This window comes from Bacillota bacterium (assembly GCA_033549065.1).
Taxonomy (GTDB): Bacteria; Bacillota; Dethiobacteria; order DTU022; family DTU022; genus JAWSUE01.
This window is the reverse complement of the sequence record JAWSUE010000049.1, coordinates 1-667: the sequence shown is the minus strand read 5'-3', so window position 1 is coordinate 667 and position 667 is coordinate 1. Positions and strand designations below refer to the sequence as shown.

The window sequence follows — 667 nt, the reverse complement described above, 5'->3', positions numbered from 1 at the left end:
AACATGGACGACTGGGATCTTCTAACCATCGCCAATATCTTCTACAACCGCGATCCCCGTGAAATGGAACTGGTAGTCCTGCCTGGAGAAATCAGAACTGTACACGAAGATAAAATTAATCAAGACATAGAGTACTACTTCCTCGACTACGCAGAATGCGATAAAATATTAACCAGACTGGGCCTGAAGTAAAAAGGGGACATCATTCATGTACCTGTGTGTCTGCAGGAACGGTTCGAAGGGGACATCATTAGTGTGTCTGCGGGGACGGTTCGAGCGTGTCATGAGCGTTAGCGAATGACCGAAGGGAACACGATGGAACTGTCCCCCTGACACACCGAAAGGAAACACCAAATTGACTAAACACCTCAAAAAGCGAAGCCTAATCATCATAGCAGTTACACTGATAACCCTCCTGACCGCAGGGGCTTACGTCTATTTCACCTACTTCACCCTAAATCCCCTACTCGAATCTCAGCTCCGCTCCCAGTTCGGAGATGAATTCTTTGATGACTTCGCCGAAGAACCCGAACCGGAAAACGACTCTGAGCTCTTAGATGATATTATTGAAAAGTACGAGCCCCACTTTGAAACTTTAGAGAATCGGGCTCTTGAAAGGCTTGAAGAACTTTTCACTGCAGCAGTGGAGGAATATAATCAGCAGCGC

At 46.8% G+C, this 667-nt stretch carries 2 protein-coding genes; both read left to right on the top strand.

Annotated elements, in window-relative coordinates:
* A partial coding sequence (locus SCJ97_11705; protein ID MDW7740693.1) for a hypothetical protein occupies positions 1-192 on the top strand: 192 nt, incomplete at its 5' end.
* A 163-nt stretch (positions 193-355) separates the two neighbouring features.
* On the top strand, positions 356-667 hold a 312-nt coding region (locus tag SCJ97_11700), incomplete at its 3' end, for a hypothetical protein (protein MDW7740692.1).